The sequence below is a fragment of the Alkalihalobacillus pseudalcaliphilus genome, from assembly GCF_028610675.1.
Taxonomy (GTDB): Bacteria; Bacillota; Bacilli; order Bacillales; family Bacillaceae_D; genus Alkalihalobacillus; species Alkalihalobacillus pseudalcaliphilus.
This window is the reverse complement of record NZ_JAQQWS010000001.1, coordinates 991275-1015811: the sequence shown is the minus strand read 5'-3', so window position 1 is coordinate 1015811 and position 24537 is coordinate 991275. Positions and strand designations below refer to the sequence as shown.

The following is a 24537-nucleotide window of genomic DNA, read 5'->3' as shown; positions in this document are numbered from 1 at the left end:
CATGATCATGGGTAAAAAAGGTCAAGAATCTGTCGATGAAGGAAGCTGTTCGACATGATCATGGGTAAAAAACTGAAGAAGAGCCGAATGTGTTCGTTACTCAAGGAAACCGAGGATTAGCTAACTTCAAGGCACAACCCATCACACCTAAGTCCACTTTCATACAAAAAACTATGGCGAAAATCGTACAATCATCAATTTTAGCCTCTTCCTATTAGAATTATTGATTTAAGGGAATTACAATAAGGAGAGAAAGGGGGCTTTAGCCCATGTTAAAAGAATGGATGAAACCTTATCGGCGCTACCTCCTATTAATGATGGTTTTCTCCATCGTGATGGGGCTAGCTATTATTGCCCAAGCGTACTTAATCGTCACTATCATTGATAGCGTATTTTTACAGCAAATTCATTATCTTGATCTTATACATTTCTTTATATTATTAGTACTCGCACTGCTTACTAGAACGATGTTCCGTGCCTTTATTAAACGTCTAGGCATTGCGATGGCTGGGCATATCAAGACAGATGTACGGATGAGCTTACTTGCCTTTTTTACGAATCGCTCTGCTTTCATATCAAAAGGCGGCCAGTCAGGTAAAAAGACGAGTTATTTTATGGATGGTGTAGATGAATTAGATGGTTATTATAGTCAATACATTCCGCAGGCGATCCAATCGGTCACTGTGCCTTTATTAATTATCTTAGTCATTTTGTTTGAGCATTGGGCAACCGCAGCCATTATTTTAGTTACGGCCCCATTTATTCCTATCTTTATGATTATTATCGGTATAAAAACAGGGGAGAAATCGAAAGAACAGCTATCTCAAATGGCCGCCTTTTCGGGCACTTTTTTAGATACATTACAAGGGTTACAAACACTGAAGCTTTTTGGTAAGGCGAAAGAGCAGAAGGGAAAGATTCAAAAAAGTAGCTTGCGTTTCCGTGATGCAACCATGGATGTGCTGAAGGTCGCTTTTTCAAATTCCTTAGCCTTAGAGTTTATCTCAATGCTTAGTATTGGATTAATTGCATTAGAAATTGCCTTACGAATGATTATTTTACAGGATACTAATTTTGCAACAGGCTTTTTGATGCTTATTTTAGCACCTGAATTTTTTACTAAACTGAAAGAGCTTGGTTCGGCCTTTCATACTGGAAAGCAAAGTACTGGAGCGGCAGAAAGTATTCAAGAATTACTGACGGAACAGCACGAACCGGTCTTATGGGGACAGAAAGAGATAACGACTCACAGACCCCCAAGGATCAATTTTACCGATATTCGCTTCGGGTACCAAGAAGGTCATTTTCAATCTCAAGCCATGACATTTTCAGTTGAGCCAAATGAACGAGTCGCGATTATTGGTCCAACGGGTGCTGGAAAATCGACACTCCTGAACGTGATTGCAGGCATTTTTCCCATACAGGAAGGTCATTTCAAAATCAATGGTCAAAGTCAGGAAACCATTTTAGAAACTTCCTGGTTCTCACAATTAAGTTATATCTCGCAAGATGCCTATTTATTTTCAGGAACGCTTTTGGAAAATATCACGCTCGGTCAAACTGATTCATATACAGATGAGGAAATTAAACAAGCTATTAAAGAAGCGGGGTTATGGGATTGGCTACAGAAGCTACCGCATGGCATAGAAACAAAAATAGGCGAGGCTGGGCGAGGATTGTCTGGTGGTGAGAAGCAACGGGTTATCCTTGCAAGGGCATTTTTGAGAAAACCAAAGCTCGTTTTATTTGATGAACCTACGACAGGATTAGATGTAAGAACGGAGCAAATTTTGCAACAGTCAATGAGTAGGTTAGCTCAATCAGCCACTGTGATTACGGTAGCTCATAGGCTTCATACGATTCGTTCTGCAGATAAAATAATCTTGTTAGATCATGGTTCGATCCGTGCCATAGGCACACATGAGCAATTAGTAGCTAATGAACCAATGTACCAAGAAATGCTGATCATTCAACGAGGGGGGCAGGAATCATTATGATAGCACTTAAAATGGTGATGAAAATCATGCTTAAAGAAAAAAGAGATATTTTCTTATCAATGTTATTTGGATTTATAGCGGGTATGACGGCGATCGGTTTGTTTTCCGCCAGCGGGTATATGATTTCTCAAGCTGCCCTCGTACCTCCTTTATACACATTAATGGTCATCGTTGCCATCGTAAAACTACTTGGAATTACTTCAGCGATAAGTCGTTATGGTGAAAGGTTTTTTTCACATAGAGGTACTTTTACGATGTTAAGTAACATCCGTGTATTCGTTTATGAAAAAATAGAGCCTTTATCGACGACGATTTTGCAAAAATATCGGAGTGGGGAGCTGTTAGCACGAATTGTTGGAGACGTTGAATCTTTGCAAAACTTTTTTCTACGCGTCTTTTACCCACCCGTTGTCATGGCAAGTGTCACGATTGCGACCATTTTATTTACGACATTATTTTCAGTGGGTACAGCTATCATTATTATAGTGGGTATGCTTCTTTTGACCGTTGTTGTACCCGTTGTATTTACTCTTTTACAAAGACGTGTCGACCATCATGTAAGAGTAAACCGAGGAGCACTCTCGTCTGATTTCACGGAGTTATTGTATGGTTATCGCGACTTACACATTCATCAGCAAGCTACCGAGCGAAAAAAAGATCTTGTACGTGCTGTAAAGACGTATGAAAAATCTCAAGCTAAAGCAAATGTGAACATATTATGGAGCGAATCCGTTGTCGGTTTTCTTTCTTTACTTATATCTGTCATCGTATTAGCTTTTGCTACTAGTCAAGTGATTGCAGGTCAGATAGAGGGTGTTTTGATTGCTCTACTATTTATGATTTCCTTAACTTTATTTGAGCAAACCAGCGCAATGTCCTTGTTTCCTAATTATTTGCATGAGAGTGAGCAAGCTGCAACACGGTTATCAGGAATATGGAAAAAGCAAGATAGAGTAATTAATGTCAATGCTGGAATCGTTCATAAAAGCCTTGAAGCGGTTCCTAGTATTCAGTTTAAAGGTGTAACGTTTCAGTATGAAAATGAGCTAAGACCGGCGGTTCATGATGTCGATTTCACCTTGGCTTCAGGCTCTAAAACAGCTATTGTTGGGGCAAGTGGTTCAGGGAAAACGACCATCCTTCAATTAATTCTAAAATTATATGAGAATAACGATGGTCAAATTAAAATAGGTGACGTTTCGATAGATGCAGTAGAGCCAGAAGTGATATGGAAGAAGAGTAATCTTACTTTACAATCTAATCATTTTTTCTATGGGACGATTCGAGATAATTTATTGTTAGCAGATGACACTTTAAAAGATGAAACGATATATAAAGCCCTTCATCAGGCTGAATTACCCAATATGAAATTAGAAGATCTTGTTCAAGAAAGAGGAGCCAATCTTTCTGGGGGAGAAAAGCAAAGATTGGCGCTGGCACGGTTGTTCCTAAAAAAGGCAGGGTTATGGTTATTAGATGAACCGACATCCTCCATGGACGCTATTACCGAACAAAAGATCTTAGATCGAGTGATGCAGGAGGCTGAAGAAGCGACACTTATTATTGTCAGTCATCGCTTAACCGGTCTTGAGCAAATGGACCAAATCATCGTCATGGATCATGGTGAAGTGGTGGAAATCGGTAGCTATGATGAACTCATGAACCGAAATGGATACTTTAAAGAGATGAAAGCAATTGAACGTGACGTTGTCTGAGCGGATATATGAGATCGGGTGTTATAAAAAGAAGGAAAGAGCACATTCAAGGAGGAAACCTGTGGTCGAAGGTGTCATAAAAAGAACCCCTCTAGTAGTTGCCAAGAGACCATTGAAATGAGTAAAAATGGATAGTCATATCAGGTGCTCAATGCAACAAAAAACTCTCCTCTTATCATAAAAGAGGAGAGTTTTATTCTTTTAATTTTTATCCTTTGCGGCTACAAAAAAGGATGCACCAATGGCGGCTATGAGTATTAGAAATGGGGCAACGAAGATTAGAAAATCATTCAACATATTGACTCACTCCCTTTTTCCTTTTACATATTGATTATCAAACAAGAACAATCTTAGAAGTAAATAAATGGATGGAATTAATAACATCATACCTAAGACAAAAGCAATAATTAAGGCTGTAGCCATCGCTTCGTTTGTAAAGCCATCATGAATCGTTAAATATGGATACAACAAGTACGGGTAATGTGAGATTCCGTATCCAAAAAAGGCGAAGGCAAATTGACCGATTAAGAGCCACAAGGAAACCCCGTAATTTTTCTTTTTCCAAAGGAGATAGACTGTACCTAACCACATTAAGAATGAGATACCAAACATCCACCATAAGTTAACAATCTGATTAAAATGCACTTCATTATGGAAGCGTAATTCAATGATAATACCGGATGCAGCAACAATTAATGGAACGGCCCATATAAGAGCATATTTACGCATCAAGGCGGTTGCACCTTCATCACCTGTTTTGTTCGCATACCATGTTAAAAATACGGCTGAAATATATAAAACAGCGATGATACTAAGGACAACGATAGACCATGTTAACGGGCTTAAAAATAACCCAAGGTAATCTAATGAAGGCTGCCCATTATCGACGGAAACAAATCCGCCTGCAGCTATCGTTAAGACGATGGATAATGAAGCCGGTATGAGAATACCTGATGCCCCATACATGAAAGCATAGCCTCGGTGACCTTGCGTACCATAAGATTCAAAGGCATAATAGGAACCACGTATCGCTAGCAAAATCAAGGCAATACTACCGGGTACTAAGAGTATGGTTCCGAAATAAAAGGCTGTTTCTGGAAAGAAACCAACGATTCCTACGAAGAAAAAGACGAAGAATACATTAGTCACTTCCCAAACGGGTGATAAATATCTTTTTATTACTTTAGATACGATATGTTGTTTTCCTGTTAATAAACTATACGCGTTAAAAAATCCGGCCCCGTAATCGACGGAAGCAATGATGACATACCCGAATAAAAAGAGCCATAGGACCGAGATTCCGATAATTTCTAGACTCATGTTCGATCACTACCTGACATTTCGTTTAAATCCTTTTCAGGGGGGTTATCTTTAAACATTTTTCTTAAAACAACAACCGTTCCAACCCCTAATATAAAGTAGAGGATAGCAAATAAGATAAACATTAACCCCACATGGTCACTTGTAGTAGCTGCTTCATCAATCGTCATAATTCCACGTAAAATCCAAGGTTGTCGACCGACTTCTGCTAACCACCAACCGGCTTGGATCGCCAAGAACGATAAAGGTCCACCAAGAACAATTAACCAACGATACCATCTTTGATGAACAAATGTCCATCCTCGCAACTGGGCTACCCAATAAATAAACGAAAGACCGAGCATAAACATTCCGATTGTTATCATCGTATCAAAGAAGTAATGGATAACCAGAGGTGGCTGTAGTTCCTCAGGGAATTCCTCGAGGCCAATCACTTCAGCGGATGGATTACCATGGGCAAGTATACTTAAAGCAGATGGGATTTCAATCGCATATTTTGGTTCGTTATTTTCATCAAGAATACCCCATAGGATTAATGGTGCATTTTCTTCTGTTTCAAAATGCCATTCAGCAGCAGCTAACTTTTCTGGTTGATATTCGGCTAAATATTTTCCAGAAAAATCTCCAATGATGGCGGATGCTAAGGCGAATACAAAACCAATTTTCATTAATAGGTTTAATGATTTTTTGTGATACGTATTATTGGCACCTTGAAGTAGTCTGAATGCAGCAATAGCGGCTAAAACAAAAGCGACCGTCATATAACCAGTTGCTAAAACATGGGCAACCTTTGTCGGCATCGATACTGTGAACATAGCGGCGATTGGATTGATATTCACCAGTTCACCATTGACTAAATCAAAACCACCCGGTGAATTCATAAATGAGTTAACTACGGTAATAAAGTAGGCGGACATTGCTCCGCCAATTGCCACGGGTATTAAGAGTAATAAGTGCTTTTTCGGGTTTGTAAACCGGTCCCATGTATATAAGTAAATACCTAAAAATATCGCTTCGAAAAAGAAAGCGAACACTTCCATAAATAACGGTAAGGCAATGATATGACCAGCCAATTCCATAAAGCTTGGCCATAATAAGGCAAGCTGGAGCCCAATAGCTGTACCAGTCACGACTCCAACAGCTACGGTCACAACAAAGCCTTTCGCCCAGCGTCGTGCCATCAGTAAGTAGTGGGGATCATTTTTTCTGATTCCAACCCATTGAAAAATCATAATCATTAGTGGGAGGCCGACACCAATTGTGGCATAAAATATATGAAAAGAAAGCGTAAGTAAGGTTAACATCCGACTCATAAAGACGGGATCGTCGAATAACATAAGGGAACCTCCTTTAATATATAAAATAGTGATAAATGGCTGTGTGCTCGGGGGTTAGATCCTCTCTAATTACTACCCGAACTGGTTTAGTTAAAAACGTTCAATCTATCTGTGGGTAAGTATACAATGCAGGTTTTGAATTTAGAAATCTTCGTTTAAGATCTCTTTCATCTGTTATATCATTTTTTTGTTTCGGTTAGTTTGTGAAAATGTTAACAAACTATGAATTCATTGTGGTGTTTGCAAAAATGTCATGATTTAGGAAGATTGTGTTTGAAAAATGTTCAAGTTTGTAAGGTAGGCTTTATATGAAAGTTACTTATGGGCGATAGATTGTGCCGTAAAGTTAGCTCGTCATCCATCTCGCGATCAATGACCTTAGTAGGACTTGCGCCCTTTTTGTTCAGCCGACTCCTAATGGTGAACGAGTTGTAAACGTGCCAACAGTTTGAACATTCGCCACTACTTTCATCTTTGTTGGTGGCGAAGTGAATGGGGCTTCGCCATGTGGGTTTTATTATGAAAGTTTGTGGTAATGCTCATTAAAAAGTTGACTTCTAGGTTTTTGTTTTTGGACCTTATTTTGAAAATCGAAATGACCTCACAGACGAATGAATTCGTCCTAAGGTTCATTTCGATTTTCAAAAATTCGCGCCAATGCATGAAGTAGCCAAGCGAGCTTGGCTAACGGTCCAAAAACACTTGGATGTTAAATGCTAATCCTGATTGAGTGAAAGACACTCTCTTTTGTTGTTGGTGGTGGCTGTTTGTCTAGTGCGCTGAATCTTTTTGGTAGACTCTTACGCTCTCCTTACAAAAAAGCGGTGCTACGGAAAAAATTGCCCAGTAAGCCAGCGGACGAAAACATGCGGAGACCCCATGGGACGTAGTGGCAGGACCGAAATCCACTAATGAAGCTAGTTAGTTCAGCACCACGTGATTGTCGGGGATCGTGATTTTCGGTAGCGGTGATTAACGCTCCGCACATGAGGTTAGATAACTTTTACAAAATACAATGCATGAAAAGTGAACTAGTTGAGTGTAATGGGTCATACGGTTATAAAAATCTGTTGGTACTTAGTTGTAAACTAAACTAGTATATGTTCTTTTATAGGAGAATATTCATACGTTTCGTTATTATGTAGGTTGGGGATAAGAAAAATGAAACTTTTTGTCGTTTTTGATCGTATAATTTATATATATAGTCGGAGGTGGTTGATATGAGAATGAGAAGATCGCACGATGATCGAATTTTACTCGGTGTTTGTGGAGGGCTTGCCGAATATTTTGACGTTTCACCTTTTCTAGTTCGTTTGTTATTTATCATTTTACCGATTTCATTTATCGCTTATTTAATTATGGGGATTTTATTGCCAGATTAAAACCGATGGAGCTTCCAAACCGTCAAAGGTTAGAAGGAGGCGTTAAACATCGAACGTTCGCGGTTAGTTTTCCTAGCAGTTGTTATTTACTTGGTCATAGTGGTTGCTTTTGTATCTCCGCCTTACATTCAAGAGTTCACAGCTAAGTATAAAATGAACCAGTATTATCATGCACTGATAGATCAGAATTATGAGAAGGCACAACGGAATTTATATTATTTTTATAGTACTGATGAGTCTTGGATTAATGAACCAAACTTAATGGAAAAAGAAAAATTAGCATTTTTCCTAGAAAAAACGAAATATTTAGAAGAAAAAGATTATCGAGTGATCGATTATCAATTCAAAAAGCTAGAATGGGAGGACGGTGCCCATTTCTTTCTTTTTGTTAATGTTCAAGTTGAAGTAGAGCAAGAGGTTTTTACTTGGAAGGATGTATTTTTCATTAAAGAAGGTAAATTAATTGTAACAAGTGACGATCCGTATATTTATTATCGGAATAGTGATATTGAGGAATGAGAGGAGTTGTGTAATGGCCTTTATTGATGAAAACTTATACCCTCCTATTAAGATATTTGAGTGGGAACTAGAATTACTCTCAACGCATGATGTTCAAAGGCTAAAGCACTTGGCACATTATGGTGGTGGTGCATTTGTTTCCAGTGTGACGCATTCCCGCTTGGAGCATACGATAGGAGTTTGGAAATTATCCGCACATTTTTTCCCGAATAATGTATTGTTACGTGCCGCTGCCATTCTTCATGATATCGGCCATTTGCCATTTTCGCATGCGGTAGAAAGGACGCTAGGTTTTGATCATCACCTTTTGACGGAAATATATGTTGCGAAGGATGAGATCCGTATGATTTTAAACAAAGCGGGTTTATCGAGTGAGCAAGTCATCAATTTCTTAAATGAGGAAACGGTTTTAACAGGCAAAAGTGGCATTTTAGGCATTGATCATCTTGATAGTTTTATTCGTGACAATAAAATGCTAGGCATAGATCGTACCAATCTCTTTCCGTTATTAACATGCACGGGTGAAGGGATCAGCACAAATGAAGAAGGATTTCATTCGATTTTGGAATTAATCTATCACGATCATCAGTGGATGCTATCGCCGAGGTTGTTAGCGGTCGATCGTCTTTTAGCTGAGGCGGTCCAGTTAGAGTGGAAGGAACCCCATTTTCAATTTCCGCAAATGCTGGATGCAGAAGTTACGGCTGCACTTTTAAATTCCAAGAATCAGACTGTAAAAAGTATGATGAAAATGATTTTATTTCAATCTCACAAGCTGGTTATTGAAGAATTTCCTATCCAAAATCATATTAAGGTACGTCCTGCCAAGCTTTACGCAAAATTTCCATTATTGGATGGTAGAAGGGCTGGAGAGGACGAAGTAGTTAAAAAGCATATGCAGAAAATGCAAGATTTAATGAAAACGTATTACATAGATAGAAGTTTATTAGAGGTGTGATTAAAGTGTTTATTCAGCGTATAAACTTACATGACGCCACTATATTAAATAAAACCTGGCACTTGCAGCAGGAAGCATATAAAGTGGAAGCACAAATCATAGGTTTTGATCAGATTCCACCCTTACTTGAAACACGGAAACAATTGCAAGGTGTTGATGAAATTTTCTATGGTTATTGGATAGGCGACGAGTTATGTGGGTTCATATCTTATCAGCTAGTTGATGGGGTGATCGACATTTGTCGCCTTGTTACGAAACCTACGCATTTTAAGCAAGGGATCGCTCAAGCATTACTTGGTTTTGTGGAGAGAAATGAGCAAACACACATCTTGCGGGTATCTACTGGAGCTACGAATGGTCCTGCTTGCTCGTTTTATCAAAAGCATGGTTTTAGAAAAGTGGGCGAAAAGCAGATTACAGTTACATTACGTCTTATTTATTTTGAAAAAGGTTTATAAACAGGGGCTGAGAAAATGAGGGTGAGGCAAGCGGTTGGAGCAATTGTTACATGTGGTGAACAATTTTTAATTATACATAAAACGAAGATAAATACGGTTAAAGGTAAACAGGCGATTAAAGGCGAGTGGGATTTTGTCAAAGGGAAAATAGAAAAACAGGACAGAAGCCCAGAGGCAGCTATTTTACGTGAGCTAAAAGAAGAAACGGGTAGTGAACAATTTCAAGTGAAAAGCAGATTAAAAGATCCTATTTCATTTAATTTTCCCACACATATTCAAAAAAAGATTGGCTATGACACGCAAGAAACGTATATGTTTGTTGTGGAGTATATAGGTGAAGAGAAAAGCTTAGAGGCGCTTGATACTGAAATTAATCAAGTTCAATTGGTAAATCGTCATGTTTTACTTGAGAAATTAACGCACGTGGAAACCAAACAGTTCTTTCTTCAGCAAGGTTTTTGACGCCATTTTACCTCCTTTTCAAAAATATGAAATAGGTGCTTGCATGAGCCGTTACGTCACCTATTAAGCTTAAGTTAATTGATGAAGGAGGTTATGAATATGAATGAAACACAGCCCTTTTTGTTTACGATTAGCCAATTTGGGAGAAAAACAGGTATGACTGTAAGAACACTACGATTTTATGAAGAAATTGGTGTCCTGATCCCAACTGAATATAACAAAGCGGGACACCGGTTATACAGTATGGCAGACTTAGTGAGATTGCAGCAGATTCAAGCATTAAAATTCATTGGCTATTCTTTGCAGGAAATCAAAGAAATGTTATTAACCGATGACGATGAAGTAGAGATCTTAAAGAAAAGTTTGCCGATGCAATTAAAGCTTCTCAAAGAAAAAAGGGATGAGTATACCAGAGCGATAGAAGGCGTTGAATTTGTACAGAAATTAATTGATGAGAGAAAGCCCATTTCTTGGAAAATATTAAGCTCTGTTTTATACCGAATGGAGCGTGAAGATGAGCAAAGAGCGTGGATGGAAGAGCATTTTCCTAAAGAGGCAGTTGGCCAATTCCTAGCTTTACCAAAAGAAAAACAAGATGAATTGGATATGGAAATGCTTGAGGTTTTAGCTGATATTAAGGATTTAATCCAAAAAGGTGTTAGGCACGATTCCGAAGAAGCGTTCGAAATTCTGGTCCGTATTACGGAAATTTCATTAGGATCTATAGCAGATACGGAAGCTTTTCTCGAGCAGATGGAACAGGTCGATGACCAACTTTTAAAAGAAGCAGATTTCCATATGCCTCATTTCTTAACAGAGGAAGAAGAGAAATGGCTTGAAGCGGTAGGCAATGCGATGGAGAAAAAATATATGGAAAGCGAACAAGAATCTGACACGAATCGACATAATCATGATAGAGTATAGATGAAGCTCAACTCGGGTAGATTTCCCAATCTATTAGTAGAATCGATAGGGCAGTGAAAGCAAGACCTACTGCCCTCATTTTTAGAATCTAATTTCAACACAATGAGTTGAACATAAGTAATCTAGGGCCTATAGTAATGGCATTCTTGTATATAAGAGATAACCAACTAGGGGGTTAATGGTATGGGAAAGAAAGTCTTTTTAGTAAGGCATTGTTCGGCAACAGGACAGGAACCTTCTGCAACTCTTACGACAGAAGGCTTTAAGCAGGCGGAAGCTTTGCAACATTTTTTTCGTGAGCTCGACATTGACTATATTGTAACCAGTCCTTTTGTTAGAGCCATTCAATCTGTTTTGCCTGTAGCGGAAGAGAAGGGGTTAATTGTCGCTAAAGAGGAACGTTTAAGTGAAAGAGTATTGAGCTCTAGGAATTTACATAATTGGATGGAAAAGCTTCGTGAAACATATGAGAATGAGAACTTAGCTTTTGAAGGTGGAGAATCTTCTAAAGTAGCGACGATTCGTATACAAAATGTTATTGAATCTCTATTATTTGACTCGCCTTACGAAAATAGCATCGTTGTCACACATGGTAATATTCTTTCCTTGTTATTAAGAACGTATCAACCGAGCTTTGGGTTTGAACAGTGGCAACGTCTCAGTAATCCAGATCTATTTTTACTAGAATTGCATTCGAATTTCGAGCTCGTGGTTAAGAGATTATGGAATTCTTATCATCAAAATACATAAGTCTCTATTATTTTTTTGGAAAGAAAGTTAGATGCATATAATGGGTCATTTTTTCTTCAATATAATATGAAAGGAGAGCGTAACCATGTTCCATAGAAGGAATGTGCTATTTATCCTTTTTCTGTTTTTAATCGCTGCTGCAACGGTTATTTATGCGACCACATATTATCCGCCACTTGTTGCTACACCAAGCTTATCTGAACAAATTAATGGGAAAAATGTCCAGTTAATTTCGGTAGGTAACAAAAGTAAAATTGGTGATATCAAATTTTTGGAGATACTCGTAAATGAGAGTGATGTACCGGAAGATGTTAGGATTCAGCATAGTAATGTGAAGGAAGGGTTTGTACATACAGACAAGTTTGAACCAAGTGATAATCACCCACTTTTTATCGAGATAAAGGATTCTGCAATACCCAAAAATACAGATCCTTATCTGCAATTGATGAATATAAATAGTGGTGATGTAACTGAACAAGATGTTGATACGTATGCCTTACATATTGTTCACGATGGTAGAATCCATGATGTTGTCATTAAATACCAATATTTGGCGACTAAAATGGAAAAAAGATTGAGAATTTTTTAAAATAATTGAGGTGAATTTGTGTCATGAGTATAGAGTGGATTCAAGCAGTTGATGAAAAACGGCAACCGTTAGGCATTAAATCGAGAGAGGAAATTCATCGCCTAGGATACTGGCATGAGACGTTTCATTGTTGGTTTGTTAAAAAGGTACATAACGAATGGATGATTTATTTTCAATTAAGAAGTAAGGAAAAAGCTGATTATCCATTATTGTTAGATATCACGGCAGCCGGACATTTACTTGCAGGTGAAACGATAAATGATGGTATTAGAGAGATTGATGAAGAGTTAGGTTTAGCCGTGCAACTTCAGGATTTAACACATTTTGATATGATCCGTTGGTGTGCGGAGTATGATGGAGTTATTGATCGCGAATTTGCCCATGTTTATATTTATGATTTTAAAGGAAGTTGGAATGACTTCACCTTACAAAAGGAAGAAGTAGACGGTATGTACCGTTGCTCGATTACTGAATTTGAGAAATTATACTTAAAACAAGTTGCCATGATTGAAGTGGAAGGTTTTGAAAGAGACCATTGTGAATACAAGCAGCAAAAAAAACAAGTAAGCCTTGAGCACTTCGTTCCCCATGATCAAGACTTTTATAAACATTTCTTTCAATATATCCGAGAGCAATTTTAGAATCGGTATTGAGATACGAAATGTAAAAAATCCCTTTGTAGTTTATGGACATCCTTCATAACGGCAAAGGTTTTTGCTTTTGGAAGCGAGATTCGCTGTGACTGCACTTCCAGTAATCTACCTTCTAACAACTCTCTTCTAACCGTTGAAGCTGGCAAATAAGATACTCCTAACCCTTCAGCGATAAAGCGTTTTGTTATATGAATTTGTGAGACCTTCATCGTTTTTGTACGCGGATAGAAGGTATGTATTTTTTTCATGAGTTCATCCCAATAGCTAGGATGATTATGGGTAAGTAGATAATGCTCCGTTAATAACTCCTCTTCTAATAAGGGAGGAGCTGATTCAAAATCATAACCATCATGACCGGTAACCATAATGATCGTATCCTCGTAAAGCAATTGATTATGAATATGTGGATGAAAACCTTGTAGAGCGGAAAGGCCAAGATCGACTTTATCTGTTAATACGGCCTGTTCAATATCCACCGATTCAATGATTTTTACATGTACTTCAACCTCAGGGAAATGACTAACATACCTTTTCAAAGCAAAGGGAAGAATCGTATCTGCAATTAAAGGTGAAATGGCAATCGTTAATTTTTGAGCATAACCTTGTTTAAATGCGTGTAAGTCTTCAATACCTTTTTGTTGAAACTGCAGTAATTGTCTTGCATGAATAAGATACCTCTTTCCTTCTTCTGTTAATAAAATTCTTTTTCCTTCACGTTGAAACAGAAGGGTTCCCAGTTCTTTTTCTAAGTTTTTGATATGAATAGTGACAGAGGGTTGAGATATAAAAAGTTGTTCAGCTGTTTTTCTGAAATTCAGGTTTTCAGCTGCTATTGTAAAGGTTCGTAACCACGAGAGTTCCATACTTGTAAGGCTCCTTAATTAATTGATTAAAAATTTTAATTGATTTAATTAAAAATAGATAATTTTCATAATTAATTATAAGCGATAAACTGAAAAATAGACAGGGAGGTAAGCAGTTTAATAATAATGAGAGAGGTAATTCTTTAGTTAATCGAGATATTCACGTGACAGGTGGATAGATGAGGAAAGTTAGAGAAAAGAAGCTGAAGCTAGAAGCGGCCATTTCGAAGGGGAAAACAAGAGCGAAGCGGCCGTAAATGAAGAGATTATATGAAGAGTGCTCATTACGAGCAAATATCAAAATGTGTATCTCACTAACTAGCATTATTAATCATAAGCTGAGGGTGGAAGGTTAAGTTTATAGAGAAATTGGCATTACTATTAAAATGAAACACAAGGATTAGGAGGATTCAAATGGTTAATCAAGGATTAAAGGGAATTACGGTTGCACAAACGATGATTAGTGAAGTAGACGGTGAAAATGGACGGTTAAGTTATCGTGGGTATGATGTCATGAAGCTGATTAATTGTTATAGCTTTGAAGATGTCGCTTTTTTAATTTGGACAGGTAGCTTTCCAACAGAAGAACAATCGAGACAATTACTAAGCCAATTACATACACATCGTCAACTTACGAAGAAATCAAAAGAGCTTATTCAATTACTACCAAATGATCTAGATATGATGAGTGTCATTAGAACCGTCATTTCAGCCAATGGTTCGAAGCATTATACGTGGAAGCCGAGCTTAGAGCAAGCGATTACATTAACGGCGATGATTCCTTCCATTATTACGTATCGGTTTCATCGTATCCAAGGTACAGATTGCTTGGAACCGAAGAAGGAGCTTGGTCATGTAGCCAATTATCTGTATATGCTTAAAGGTGAGGAACAAGAGCAGGCGATTGTTAAAGCATTAGAAACGTATATGATTTTAACGATGGAACATAGTTTTAATGCCTCAACTTTTTCTGCTAGAGTAACGGCGTCAACTGAAGCGGATATCGTCTCAGCTGTGACGGCAGCAATTAGTACAATGAAGGGACCTTTACACGGGGGTGCTCCAACAGGTGTTTTACAATTAATCGCGGACATTCAAACGAAAGAGAGAGCTGAAACTGTGATTCGGGGAAAAGTTCAAAGTGGAGAAAAATTAATGGGGTTTGGTCATCGGATTTATCGGACTCATGATCCACGTTCTCTCGCTCTCCGTGAAGTATTGAAAAGCTCTGTTAACCAAAATCAGGCGTTGGATTTGGCAATCGCGGTAGAAGAAGCGGCGGTAAAAGTGTTAGAAGAGGAAAAGCCTGGTCGTAAATTATATACGAATGTTGAGTTCTATGCGGCTGCCATTATGAATGCACTTGAGCTTGATGCTTCGTTATTTTCACCTACTTTTACAGCAAGTCGAATAGTTGGTTGGACGGCACATGTTTTAGAGCAGGCTGAACATAATGTCATTTACCGACCAAAAGCTGAGTATGTGGGCAAAAAAATGGAATAAGTTTTCGCAAGGGCTTATTGAAAGGGATGAATGAATTCCGTTTCAATAAGCTCTTTTATTATATGCTTATACAAACTTTAGGCTAAAAATAAATCGGTGTAATACAGTCCGAGAATAGTTTGGTCTTGCCTAGTGTTTTTGAATCATTCACCTCGAAGTTTTCTTGAAAATATCTATCATGTTAGCTTTGTGAGTTTCATAGACTTTTAAAAAGGTGTTTGAGGGGGAGTATCCATGTCTATTATTGATTTAGCTTACTTGGCCTTTGTTTTAAGCTTCTTGATAAGCTTCTTAATTACTTATCATATTGGAAATGAAAAAATGTTAAGAAAAGGGGCCTATTTTTCTGCTTTGTTAACGACGGGTCTACTTAATTTTATTGTCAATACGTTTATACTTATAATTTGGTTTTTGTATGCGTTCCAAAAAGACCATTTGTTATTATTTGGTGGCATGACTTTGGGTATTTGTTTTATGCTTTTAAGTCAGCTTCTCTTAGCTCTATTTCTATTAAAAACAAAAAAATCGATGGGCTAGTTTTAATAGTTTGCTCTGAAAATCTATGCTGTCTTGGTGTGAAGTAGCCAATCTCGCTTGGCTAACGGTCCAAAAACACTCGGATGTTGATTTCGGTATCCTTGTGAGTAACTACACTCTCTTTTGGTTGGTCGTGGCTGGTTTGTGCAGTGTGCTGAATTTTTTTGGGTAGCAATCACCAAAAAGTGGTGGGGCTACGGCTAAACGTGGGGATTCTCGAAACCATTATTAACCAAAATCCGCCAATTGAAGAGTAAAACTGTACTTTCACTTTTTAACTGGTGGAGCTGCGTTCATTTGATGTTATTTCATTAAATGTTTAAGGATGTTTGTAAATGGAGATGTTGCTTAAACTTAAGAATTAGCAGTCGCCTAGCGGACGAAAACATACTAGCTTTTCAAACATAAAAAAGGTATGTTAAAGAGAGATTTAATGGATAATAATAACATAAATGTTATGGGGAGGATGGGTAGGTTGTCAGAGCATCGTATTGACCAGTTAGAAAAGCGAATAGAAGAGCTTGAAGGCGAAGTAAGAGTATTAAAAAGGCAAGTCCACGATACGGCGAAAAGTGGCAATGTTGATTTTCTTTCTGTTCATGAGCAACAAGTGCACAAAGAAGAACCAGCACCCGTTTTAGAGCCTGCCAATATGAATTCTCATAAAAGGCCCTTACAAACAGATTCACAAAAACATCCTAACAAGGAACTGGACCTGGAGAAGCTTATCGGTCGTGTATGGCTACCTCGAATCTTCTTGTTCGTTCTATTAGTTGGTGTGATTTGGGGATTTAAAGTCGTAATTGATTATGGGATTTTAACGGAATCTGTCAGAGTGATTCTCGGCTTCTTATTGGCTATTTGTCTTCTTTTTATAGGTGAGTGGCAAATTAAACATCAACGACATGCGCTTGGAAAAACATTATTAGTAGGAGCTATTAGTATTCTTATTTTTACTACTTTTGCAATGCAGCTTTTCTATCATATGATGACTAGCTATCCTTCATTTGGACTAAACATAGCGTGGGTGGTATTAGGTTTATTTTTAGCTCATCGTCATCAATCTGAAATTATCGGAATATTGATGGCGATTGTCGGGTATTTGATTCCGTTTTTTTCATTTGGATTAGCTGTTAATTTAGTACCAATTATCTATGTCAGTGTATTTTATGTCTTATTAACTTGTTTTGCAGTGCTTAAAAATTATCGAAGCTTATTTTATCTAGCCTCAGGTCTATTACATATTGTCTATTTGAATTTCTTTATCTTCGCAAGCGTGAATGAATTCATGGATATTTACCTATTCATTGCGATAGGTGCAATCGTGCAGCAGGCTCTAATTGCTTTTACCATTATTCAAGAGAAGTGGGAGAAAAGCTGGCCCATTCCCTTGTTGTTTACAAGCTTTTTGTTAACGACGATTTGGGTTAAAGTTGGAAGCACTCAAATAGAGTGGCTATTTGATGCTTATTTACTGTTCATAATGGGAGCATCTTTATGGTTATTCTTTAATAAAAACCGCCAGAAATCATCTTCTCAAAATCGACAGCTTGCTTCTGTTAGCTTGGCTGTGGTAACGATAGCTTTGTTTATATTATTTGTTAATAGACTTCCTGAAAATACGAACGCACTCGCTATCTTACTGATGGGTCAAGGCCTAGTCGGACTAACGCTTGGTAGACATTTACGCTACGTCTTCCAGCAAGTGGCAGGTTTATTTGTTTTTTCAATAGGTGTTATTCTAACGCTACTTACACCTATTTATTCGATGGTAAGTTTCGAGTTCGTAGTGTGGTGTTTGATGCTCCTAAGTTTATATGGTTTACTCTGGATTGCTAAACATAAATATACCGGACATTTCTCCGTCATAAAAGTCGCATTTGTTGCATTGGTTATAGGTCATTTGCTCTTCATGTTCCAGCTTCCTTACTACCAAGTCTTTGGATTTGCTTTTGTTATGCTATGTGCCCTTGCTGCTTCATTACTAGGTATTTATTATTGGGTACGTGGTTTATTAAAGAATGAACCAGCTCTCATGATTAGCTTTGGGGCTGTTCATGTTTTGATTCACCTGTTTCTCCTTTCAGACTTTGTGAAGATAGCGATGACATCAATTGGGGCCTCAAATATGACAACGATGTTGATCTCGTTTGCATGGGCGATATATGCGGCGGGAAGTATTATTATCGGGACAATAAGAAAGAAACGAGTCTTTCGTTTGTTAGGGTTAGGTCTTCTTTTTATGACACTCGTGAAGGTCGTGTTTATTGATTTAAACTACTTGACGATTACAACGAGATCGATTTTATTTATTGGCTTAGGACTCATTGGATTGCTTTTATCGAGGTTATTCTATGAGAAAAAGACGACTGAAGAGCCAGATGAATTTGTGTCTTAAAGTTGGAAACGAAAAGTAAAGGTAGCTTTAAGCACTAAGCTACCTTTCTAATCTTGGTTTCTGGAAGGTGCGTAATATTGCATGAAGCTTGACCAAAATTATATCCATTATCTTTTCATTTTTCGGATATAAACAATTTGTCCGATATGATAGGCATTATGTGTTGTCGCATTACTGATCAAAGCCCACCATTCGGCTGCGACCGGAAATCCTGTTACGCTAGATTCTAGTTTATCTGTTTCAGAAAGCAGATCTTGCCATTTTAATAATGTGGTTAATAGCTTATTTTTAAGTGTAGGGAAGTCTGATCCTGTTGGAACGAGAAAGCTATTGGCATTATTTTCGATAGGTTCGACGGCAAGAAAGTGGGCCTGTTCATACCTGATTTGCCATACCTCATTCCAATAAATCAGGTGTTGGACAATTTCTGCAATATTATGACTGTCTTCATCGGGTTTCCAAAAAGCTTCTTCCTGTGAAAGTCCCTCAACTGCCTCTTGAAAAGAAAGATACCAACTTCGATCATTAGCATTGGCTAAAAGTTGGTCTAAAAGAATTACTTTAGTTCTGTCCATCATTTGTTCCTCCTTCATTAAAGTGGTTATTCATCTATTTTCTCCGCTGATGCACAAATTTCCTTGTTAAAGATTCAAGGAATGTTAGAAATGAGTTATGGTAAAATATAGTGAATATTATTTTCTGAAATTTAGGAAAAGGGGTTGGGGTGAAATATTTCAAACCGCTTATTCATTTTACCTATCAACAGGTGATGTCATGTATTTTTCCGGTAGCCATTTTTCTTAGCTTGGCTTTGACAACATGGTTTGAGGTTCCATTTATGCATCGATTACGACCTTTTATGGGGCTTGGCAATACCCGAACCAGGAAGCGACGTGGGAGCTTGTTCATATTGGAAAAATTAGTTCGTGGTTTCTACTGGTGATTGTCAGCTTTATTATTGTGGCACAACTGAAGCACGTCAAATATGGCTTAGGAAAAGTAGAAAAAGAACAAGAAACTTGAGTGGGTGAGGTTATGGAAATTAGATGTAAAAAGATTATCGATGATCATGTTCAAAGAAAAGTAGTGGCAGCAGAGATGAAAAATGAGGTGCTTGTCTGGGTAGAAGCCGTTCATGAACACGATGCAAAAAATGAATTACAGCAACTTTATAAAATACAGCATGTAGAAAAAGGTCAGCTTGTAAGTTTGGAATGTGCATTACCAATTTCCCCTGATTTTATCGTTAGCCTTGATTCTAGTTTCTTACTCGTGCAGTCAAGATGCGGGCATAATCATCGTGTGATGGAACACAACGCTTTGATAATAAATCGAAAGGGCGAAACGGTTAAAACCTTCTCAGTAGGTGATGGAATTACTGGTCTGGTCGTTAACTGCCAAGGATTAATTTGGTGTACCTATGCCGATGAAGGGATCTTTGGCGTTGATGATTCGGTTATACCTATTGGAAGAGAAGGGGTAGCCGTCTTTACATTAGAAGGTGTTCAGGTAGTGAATCCACTAGATTTACAGCTCATTGATACATATAGTCTCACTTTGGGTGTGGAGGAAGAAATCTTCATATTTGGTGAAGATACCTCTTGCCGTAAGAAATTATTCCAGATTAGAGACGAGCGTTTAATCGCTAGTTGCCCTGTTACGTGCAAAGATGTGGAGCCAGAGCAATTATCGTATCAAGAAGGATTTTTTATTGGAGCTGAAGGTGCGCAGCTTTATCGATTAGAGCTCAAAAAAGGAGCTCTACATGTTCAAGATTCCGTTACTTGTGTAGATGAAGAAGGTAGCCTATTAACCGGATTGACGGTCATAGGAACGAACGAAATCGGTTTATTTAATGATGATGGTCGTATTTTTATTGGGGAGTGGGGAAGATGAATGACGATACGAGAGTAGATCGTTGTGAGTTTTGTCACCTTGAATTAGTAAGTGAGCAGCAGCTTATTTTTGAAAATGAGGATGCGATGTTTTTGCAACTGAAAGATGTGGATAATAAGGGGAAATTGTTAGCAGGAGCAGGAGTAATCGTGCCTAAGCAGCATCGCGATACGGTATTTGATTTAACGGAGACGGAATGGTCGGCGATGTATGAATTGCTTCAAAGAGTGAAGGTTTTTATTGATGAGCGCTTTTGGCCTGATGGTTATAATGTAGGCTGGAATAATGGAGCGGTTGCTGGTCAACATATTCATCACGTCCATTTACATATTCTTCCTCGTTATAAAGATGAAACGTTAGCTGGAAAAGGAATTCGTTATATGTTTAAGGAAGGGAGAAATCAAAGGGGGGTTAATTAGCAAAATGAAGGAAGCGGACATCTGGATAGGTGGTTACTACGAGCTTACGATAGAATTTCAGCAAGGATTATCAGAAGGACAAATGCTTGTCATGTCTACAATAGTAAAGCAAGAGCCTGCGTTTGTAGGTTTTTATAAGGAACGAGCTGATTTATATGTTGAGGCAGCCCCGCTTTTGCATGAATTAACTGCCCATAAGTCTCTTTATGGCATGATACAGCTTGCTCGAGGTCAACAATTACCTTGTGTTGTGGAGGTGTTGAAGGTGGCTGGTGAAGCTGATTATTTACATATTGCTATTCCTCAAGGGAGTTTGGAGGATCAATTCCCTTACCAGTATCCACTTTCTAAAAAAAGTAATAGCTGGTTAGCGGTGATCGATGAATGGTTCATTGTATTAGCGAAGGCGATATATGAAGAAATCCCTTTTGAAGGGGCGTTGATTGGTGAAGAAGTATCGGGCTTACAAGTAGAAGAAGTGACAGTTGAACATTTAGCTTATATGAGTTGGATCGTCCCCTTTGAAAAGGGTAAACAAGTTGTGAGCTGGGGACAAGGTCAAGAATTAACGAAGGACTTGATGATTTATCGTTGAGTTTGAAGGAGATTGAGAATGAAATAAACTTAATCTTAGGATCTGAAAAAGAGTAAAGTGACTAATCTTGTGTAAAGGTGTAATCTCGGGGTTGCGAGCAGAAAAAACGTGAGTAAGCCCGAGCAAACGTCGAATCTCGGGGTTGCGAGCAGAAAAAGCGTGAGTAAGCCCGAGCAAACGTCGAATCTCGGGGTTGTGGGCTGAAAAGTGAGGAGAAACCCCGAGCAAACGTCGAATCTCGGGGTTGCGGGCTGAAAAGTGAGGAGAAACCCCGAGCAAACGGTGAATCTCGGGGTTGCGGGCTGAAAAGTGAGGAGAAACCCCGAGCAAACGTCGAATCTCGGGGTTGCGAGCAGAAAAAGAGGAAGAGAGCCCGAGCAAAAGCTATGCCATGCCATACATGGACATAGCTTTTTTCTTTTGGGCTTTACTTTTTAGTTGATGCGCTGTATAGTTGATTGCACGAGTAATCAACCTATCAACGTATGGAGGAAGATAGGAGGAAGGAGACGCTTGTGAAATCCGTTTTTGATGATTCAAAACCTATATTTCAGCAAATTGCTGATATGATTGCGGATGATATTGTTGAGGGCCTTTTAAAAGAAGGCGATCAAATTCCTTCTACAACGGAAATCTCTCAATTTTATCAAATTAATCGAGCTACGGCTCAAAAAGGTTTAGCGACTTTAGTGAATGAAGGATTAGTTTATAAACAGCGAGGTGTCGGAATGTTTGTTGCGGAAGGGGCTACCAATCAATTGATGAAAAAACGTAAAGAATTATTTTATGAGCAGTATATTATGCCGATGCTAAGTGAAGCGAAACGGATAAAGCTGTCAGATGAGGAAATCATTCAAATTATTAAGGAGGGTAAACATGCTTAAAGTCAATGAATTATCATTTTATTACGGGAATTCACTTGCTTTGCAACATGTCAATTTAAACGAAACGGAACCTGTCATTGTAGGGATGTGGGGAAGAAATGGTGCCGGTAAGACAACTTTAATGAAACTTTTATCAGGTCAAGAAAAGCCGTCAGGTGGACAGTTAGAAATAAAGGGAATTGAGCCTTATAATCATTCAGAGGCGATGCGGTATGTTACGTATATGCAAGAGAATCATCCGTTTTCAGATATGTGGAATGTGAATGACGCTCTTCGATTCGGTTCTTATTTTAATGAGAATTGGGACCAAGAATTTGCAGATAGAATGGTGGAGCTCTTTGAACTACCACGAAAGAAAAAAATTAAAAAGTTCTCAAAAGGGATGCAAACGATGATAAAAATTGTCATCGGCTTAGCTAGCCACGCCCCCGTGACGATTTTTGATGAACCAACAAATGGTTTAGATGCTCATATGCGTAAGGTATTTTATGATCTGCTGCTTGAAACGTATGACGATAACCCTCGTCTCTTTATTTTATCGTCACATCATATTGATGAAATAGAACCATTATGTGAAAAGATGGCAATTATTGATAAACAAACGATAACCCAATATGTAGAGACAGAAGAGCTGAAGCGTCGAGGTGTGCTCTTAACTGGACCCAAAGAGGCAGTGGAGAAATTAGTAGATGAGGAGCAAATTTTAGAAACGAAAACATTAGGAAATCAAATTAATATGATGGCCGATTTGCCTTATCACGAGAACCTTATTCAAAAAGCAAAAGAGCATGGGGTTAAGGTTGAAAAAGCACCGCTGCAAGACTATTTAGTACAGATCACGCACAAGCAAAAGAGAGTGAACGTACGATGAATACGTTTAAAGGACCTTTTCGAATTATATTTGAAGACTTACGATTGCAGTTTCTAATTATTGGTAGCATTACGTTATTTATTTATGCCTTTATGGTCGGACTCGGTTATTTTCTCTCAGTAGACGAATTTTCAGCTGCAATATTTGGTCCAGCTTATGGACTACTGGCGATATATCCGTTTCTATTGTTTACCAAAAGCTTCCGTTATAACTTAGCTTTTGGAGGCACGAGAAAGCAATTTATGGCTGCTTTGTATACGAATATTTTGTTGTATACGGTTGTTTTTATGGTCGTTCTCAATGTGGTTTATCAATTCAATGAGTGGCTTGTAGCTCGAGATATTCATTCTTTTACATTAATCCATACGGGTATGTTGTTAGAGTCTAATCACATGTTTTTATATTTTTGGATTGATTTTATTTTCGGGATTTTTGCTTTTGCTTTAGGCCTCATCATTAATACGATTTGGCATTATATCGGTACCGTAAAAACTCTTTACCTAGGGGCTGTTGTAACCATTGTTATGATTTTTTGGTATACATTTGGAGATGTGATGCAGGTCTTTCAATGGATAATTGGAAATCGACTTTCATTTATGCATGTACTCTTGTTAGTTGCGTTACTCTTTTTGGGGGTTAGTTATTTTTTAATTAAAGAGGGTCCGATTGAACGAGGCGGACATCAAGGGAAGGCAGAGGAGTAGAAAAGGAGACTTGTGGTTAAAGGGGGAGAAAAAAGTGATTGGTTTTTATGGTGCTTTTCGAGTTGTATGGTTTGAATTACGTTTCCATTTTTTAAATTTCTTAATTGTAACTGTTCTCTTAGCGGGCTTTTATTTCTTAATGGGAATGATCGCATCGGTAGTTAATCCTATTAATGGATTACTTTTTGGTGCCTATTATGGCTTCATGCTGTTAGCACCACTTATTATGTATAAAAGTACGTATCCCGTTATTCTTGCTTTAGGGGGGACGAGAAAGCAGTTCGTCTATGCAGCTATTTCTGTTTTAATCATTGCTGTTTTATTGGCAATGATGATATTAAATCTTCTTTATCAATTATATTTGTTTTTTAACCATCTAGGTATAATTAGTACGGAACTCTTACATTTAGGGATGTTATTAAACTCACAACATGCCTTGGCATACTTTTGGATCGATATTCTTTATGGTCTATGTCTGATCGGGATAGGGCTTGTCGCTACTTCTATATGGCATCGCTTTGGAGTGCTAAAAATGCTTGTAGGTGCAACCGTCTGTATACTCATGATCATCACATGGTTAGCAGTAGGTGACGGGTCAAGTGTATTCTCCTATGTTATGAACGAACATTTTGCTTTTGCCCACATACTTGCAGGTGTTGGGCTCTTGTGTATATTTGGCTTTTATTTATTGATGAGAAATAGTCCGATCGAGCGTGTTAGTCATGGTGATCAAAAAGAATTCGCTTAATTGAAGAGCTGTCGCCAATGGCTAAATGGACTTTTGGTTAGGTTTTGACGAAAGC

27 protein-coding genes and 1 pseudogene are annotated in these 24537 nt (G+C 38.1%); 22 read left to right on the top strand and 6 right to left on the bottom strand.

Features of this window, described 5'->3' with window-relative positions:
• Positions 1-269 precede the first annotated feature (269 nt).
• On the top strand, positions 270-1997 hold the full coding sequence (gene cydD, locus PQ479_RS05010; protein WP_047988746.1) for a thiol reductant ABC exporter subunit CydD: 1728 nt from the start codon (positions 270-272) through the stop codon (positions 1995-1997).
• Complete coding sequence (gene cydC / locus PQ479_RS05005; protein WP_047988747.1) at positions 1994-3712, top strand: thiol reductant ABC exporter subunit CydC; 1719 nt, start codon at positions 1994-1996, stop codon at positions 3710-3712. The genes cydD and cydC overlap by 4 nt, the downstream gene beginning before the upstream one ends.
• 201 nt (positions 3713-3913) lie before the next feature.
• Here cydC and cydS read toward each other — a convergent pair whose 3' ends face one another.
• Genes cydS through PQ479_RS04995 form a run of 3 tightly spaced genes read right to left on the bottom strand, consistent with a single transcriptional unit; the run spans position 3914 to position 6369 of the window.
• On the bottom strand, positions 3914-4009 hold the full coding sequence (gene cydS / locus PQ479_RS21870) for a cytochrome bd oxidase small subunit CydS family protein (RefSeq protein ID WP_420535525.1): 96 nt from the start codon (positions 4007-4009) through the stop codon (positions 3914-3916).
• Positions 4010-4015: 6 nt separating this feature from the next.
• Positions 4016-5032, bottom strand: coding sequence for a cytochrome d ubiquinol oxidase subunit II (locus PQ479_RS05000; protein WP_047988748.1), 1017 nt, complete (start codon positions 5030-5032; stop codon positions 4016-4018).
• Complete coding sequence (locus PQ479_RS04995) at positions 5029-6369, bottom strand: cytochrome ubiquinol oxidase subunit I (protein WP_047988749.1); 1341 nt, start codon at positions 6367-6369, stop codon at positions 5029-5031. Before PQ479_RS04995 ends, PQ479_RS05000 begins: the two co-directional genes overlap by 4 nt.
• A 1220-nt stretch (positions 6370-7589) precedes the next feature.
• Here PQ479_RS04995 and PQ479_RS04990 point away from each other — a divergent pair.
• The 9 genes from PQ479_RS04990 (at position 7590) to PQ479_RS04950 (ending at position 13052) form a co-directional block, all read left to right on the top strand.
• Positions 7590-7751 (top strand): PspC domain-containing protein, encoded by a 162-nt coding sequence (locus PQ479_RS04990; protein WP_047988750.1) that lies wholly within the window; start codon positions 7590-7592, stop codon positions 7749-7751.
• Between the two features lie 90 nt (positions 7752-7841).
• On the top strand, positions 7842-8270 hold the full coding sequence (locus tag PQ479_RS04985) for a hypothetical protein (RefSeq protein ID WP_047988751.1): 429 nt from the start codon (positions 7842-7844) through the stop codon (positions 8268-8270).
• A gap of 13 nt (positions 8271-8283) precedes the next feature.
• The gene (locus PQ479_RS04980) at positions 8284-9228 is read left to right on the top strand and encodes an HD domain-containing protein (protein WP_047988752.1); all 945 of its coding nucleotides are present in this window, start codon (positions 8284-8286) and stop codon (positions 9226-9228) included.
• A gap of 5 nt (positions 9229-9233) precedes the next feature.
• Entirely contained in the window at positions 9234-9686 is a 453-nt protein-coding gene (locus tag PQ479_RS04975) for a GNAT family N-acetyltransferase (RefSeq protein WP_053070393.1), read from the top strand.
• Between the two features lie 15 nt (positions 9687-9701).
• Positions 9702-10148: an NUDIX hydrolase gene (locus PQ479_RS04970; RefSeq protein WP_047988753.1), complete on the top strand. Its 447-nt coding sequence runs from the start codon at positions 9702-9704 to the stop codon at positions 10146-10148.
• 99 nt (positions 10149-10247) lie between these two features.
• Positions 10248-11072 (top strand): MerR family transcriptional regulator, encoded by an 825-nt coding sequence (locus tag PQ479_RS04965; RefSeq protein ID WP_047988754.1) that lies wholly within the window; start codon positions 10248-10250, stop codon positions 11070-11072.
• A 183-nt stretch (positions 11073-11255) separates the two neighbouring features.
• A complete protein-coding gene (locus PQ479_RS04960; protein WP_047988755.1) occupies positions 11256-11822 on the top strand; it encodes a histidine phosphatase family protein in 567 nt (188 codons plus the stop codon).
• An 85-nt stretch (positions 11823-11907) separates the two neighbouring features.
• Positions 11908-12411, top strand: coding sequence for a hypothetical protein (locus tag PQ479_RS04955; protein ID WP_047988756.1), 504 nt, complete (start codon positions 11908-11910; stop codon positions 12409-12411).
• A 23-nt stretch (positions 12412-12434) separates the two neighbouring features.
• A complete protein-coding gene (locus tag PQ479_RS04950; RefSeq protein WP_047988757.1) occupies positions 12435-13052 on the top strand; it encodes an NUDIX hydrolase in 618 nt (205 codons plus the stop codon).
• On the opposite strand, the gene PQ479_RS04945 is transcribed toward PQ479_RS04950, so the two are convergent.
• Positions 13049-13927, bottom strand: coding sequence for a LysR family transcriptional regulator (locus PQ479_RS04945; protein WP_047988758.1), 879 nt, complete (start codon positions 13925-13927; stop codon positions 13049-13051). The genes PQ479_RS04950 and PQ479_RS04945 overlap by 4 nt on opposite strands.
• 414 nt (positions 13928-14341) lie before the next feature.
• On the opposite strand from PQ479_RS04945, the gene PQ479_RS04940 reads away from it, so the two are divergent.
• From PQ479_RS04940 to PQ479_RS04930, 3 genes are all read left to right on the top strand, one after another.
• A complete protein-coding gene (locus PQ479_RS04940) occupies positions 14342-15430 on the top strand; it encodes a citrate synthase/methylcitrate synthase (RefSeq protein ID WP_047988759.1) in 1089 nt (362 codons plus the stop codon).
• Between the two features lie 234 nt (positions 15431-15664).
• The gene (locus tag PQ479_RS04935; RefSeq protein ID WP_047988760.1) at positions 15665-15967 is read left to right on the top strand and encodes a hypothetical protein; all 303 of its coding nucleotides are present in this window, start codon (positions 15665-15667) and stop codon (positions 15965-15967) included.
• A gap of 475 nt (positions 15968-16442) precedes the next feature.
• Positions 16443-18365: a DUF2339 domain-containing protein gene (locus tag PQ479_RS04930; protein WP_047988761.1), complete on the top strand. Its 1923-nt coding sequence runs from the start codon at positions 16443-16445 to the stop codon at positions 18363-18365.
• A 107-nt stretch (positions 18366-18472) separates the two neighbouring features.
• Here PQ479_RS04930 and PQ479_RS04925 read toward each other — a convergent pair whose 3' ends face one another.
• Positions 18473-18943, bottom strand: coding sequence for a DinB family protein (locus PQ479_RS04925; RefSeq protein ID WP_273716792.1), 471 nt, complete (start codon positions 18941-18943; stop codon positions 18473-18475).
• Positions 18944-19199: 256 nt separating this feature from the next.
• On the opposite strand from PQ479_RS04925, the pseudogene PQ479_RS04920 reads away from it, so the two are divergent.
• The 4 genes and pseudogenes from PQ479_RS04920 to PQ479_RS04905 form a co-directional block, all read left to right on the top strand.
• Positions 19200-19388: pseudogene (locus PQ479_RS04920) on the top strand (DUF817 family protein); the annotation flags it as partial.
• A gap of 12 nt (positions 19389-19400) precedes the next feature.
• Positions 19401-20261: a hypothetical protein gene (locus tag PQ479_RS04915; RefSeq protein WP_047988763.1), complete on the top strand. Its 861-nt coding sequence runs from the start codon at positions 19401-19403 to the stop codon at positions 20259-20261.
• Entirely contained in the window at positions 20258-20680 is a 423-nt protein-coding gene (locus PQ479_RS04910; RefSeq protein WP_047988764.1) for an HIT family protein, read from the top strand. The genes PQ479_RS04915 and PQ479_RS04910 overlap by 4 nt, the downstream gene beginning before the upstream one ends.
• 4 nt (positions 20681-20684) lie before the next feature.
• The gene (locus PQ479_RS04905; RefSeq protein ID WP_047988765.1) at positions 20685-21275 is read left to right on the top strand and encodes a hypothetical protein; all 591 of its coding nucleotides are present in this window, start codon (positions 20685-20687) and stop codon (positions 21273-21275) included.
• Here the strand turns inward: PQ479_RS04905 and PQ479_RS04900 are convergent.
• The gene (locus tag PQ479_RS04900; RefSeq protein ID WP_273716790.1) at positions 21246-21656 is read right to left on the bottom strand and encodes a hypothetical protein; all 411 of its coding nucleotides are present in this window, start codon (positions 21654-21656) and stop codon (positions 21246-21248) included. The two genes, PQ479_RS04905 and PQ479_RS04900, sit on opposite strands and share 30 nt — an antisense overlap.
• A 134-nt stretch (positions 21657-21790) precedes the next feature.
• On the opposite strand from PQ479_RS04900, the gene PQ479_RS04895 reads away from it, so the two are divergent.
• From PQ479_RS04895 to PQ479_RS04880, 4 genes are read left to right on the top strand one after another with little or no spacing between them, the layout of a single operon-like run.
• Positions 21791-22159, top strand: coding sequence for a GntR family transcriptional regulator (locus tag PQ479_RS04895; protein WP_047988766.1), 369 nt, complete (start codon positions 21791-21793; stop codon positions 22157-22159).
• Positions 22152-23030 carry an ATP-binding cassette domain-containing protein gene (locus PQ479_RS04890; RefSeq protein WP_047988767.1) on the top strand — a complete coding sequence of 293 codons (879 nt, stop codon included), beginning with the start codon at positions 22152-22154 and terminating at the stop codon, positions 23028-23030. Before PQ479_RS04895 ends, PQ479_RS04890 begins: the two co-directional genes overlap by 8 nt.
• Positions 23027-23734, top strand: a complete 708-nt coding sequence (locus PQ479_RS04885; RefSeq protein ID WP_047988768.1) for a hypothetical protein — start codon at positions 23027-23029, stop codon at positions 23732-23734. Before PQ479_RS04890 ends, PQ479_RS04885 begins: the two co-directional genes overlap by 4 nt.
• Before the next feature lie 34 nt (positions 23735-23768).
• Entirely contained in the window at positions 23769-24482 is a 714-nt protein-coding gene (locus PQ479_RS04880; RefSeq protein WP_047988769.1) for a hypothetical protein, read from the top strand.
• Positions 24483-24537 lie beyond the last annotated feature (55 nt).